Annotated in this window: 1 protein-coding gene; it reads left to right on the plus strand. The window is 65.3% G+C overall.

The window, feature by feature from the left end:
- Window positions 1-268: 268 nt before the first annotated feature.
- Window positions 269-1,532 (plus strand): calcium-binding protein (locus tag AC3XYG_RS40590; protein WP_489145600.1); only part of this gene is annotated, 1,264 nt, incomplete at its 3' end.

Below are 1,532 nucleotides of genomic sequence, written 5' to 3' on the forward strand. Positions count from 1 at the left end.
GCAGCGGGGCGTTCACCCACCATGCCGGTGAAGTGCACTTCGCCTTCTCCGGTACCGACACCGTCATCGGCGGCGACATCAACGGCGACGGCAATTCCGACTTCAACATCGTCCTGACCGGGCATGTCGCCCTGGTGGCGGCCGACTTCCTGCTCTGACGTCAGCACCACCATGGCAGGACCCGCGCGGACGCCAGCATCCGCGATGGCTCACCTGGTCCATCGGACTTGGCATCAACGTTTCCTCTTGAACAATCCCGAGGCAGACCATGACTCTGATCATTGGAGACGATGGCAACAATGTCATCAACGGCACGGATGCCGACGACCACCTCGTCGGCCAAGGTGGTAATGACACGCTGTCTGGAGGCGCCGGCGACGACGTCCTGGAGGGCGGTGATGGACACGATATTCTTATCGGTGGGGACGGAAACGATTTCCTGGCTGGCGGCGATGGCATCGATACCGTCAGCTACGCCGGCAGCGCGACATTCGTGACAATCGATCTGGCGTTCAATCTGTTCGGCGGTGCTGCCCAAGGAGACCAACTGACCCTGATCGAAAACCTGGTGGGAACCGACTTCAACGACACGATGACGGCATCTACGACGGAGTCGGGCGGCGCCAATGTTTTTTCCGGCGGTGCCGGAGATGATTCCCTGAGCGGCGGCGCAGGGGACGACCATCTCAATGGCGATGCCGGCAATGACATCCTTCGCGGCGGGACCGGGGCGGACCATCTGGACGGCGGCGACGGGGTCGACCTGGTCAGCTACTTCAACAGCAGCGTCGGCGTCACGGTCAGCCTCGCCACCGGCACAGGCCATGGCGGCGAAGCCGAAGGCGATGTCCTGGTCGGGATCGAGAACCTGTCGGGCAGCCAGGGCAACGACACGCTCGAAGGCGATGCCGGCGCCAACACCCTGTCGGGCAGCGGCGGCAACGACGTGCTCCGCGGCGGCGCCGGGGCCGACCATCTCGACGGCGGCGCCGGCATCGACACGGTCAGCTATTCCAACAGCGCCACCGCGGTGGTCGTCAGCCTGAACAGCCAGATCGGCAGCGGAGGTGACGCGCAGGGCGACACCTATGCCGGCATCGAGAATGTGGACGGTTCCCAGGCCTCGGACTCGCTGGCAGGCAACATCCTGGACAACGTGCTGCACGGCTTCGGTGGCAACGACGTGCTCGTCGGGCTGGCCGGGGCCGACACGCTCGACGGCGGCGCCGGCATCGACACCGCCAGCTACACCACCAGCACGATCGGCGTGACCGTCAATCTGAACACCCAGGTCGGCACCGGCGGCGACGCCCAGGGCGACACCTATATCAGCATCGAGAACGTCAATGGCAGCCAGGGTGCCGACACCATCACCGGCAGCGCGGTGGCCAATGTGCTGAACGGCTTTGGCGGCAAGGACGTGTTGACGGGGCTCGGCGGAGCCGACCACTTCGTCTTCTCCGCGGCGAGCAACACCGCGACCGGCGCCAATGCCGACCGGATCACCGATTTCAGCCATGCCCAGGGCGACC

It is taken from the genome of Inquilinus sp., assembly GCF_057815775.1.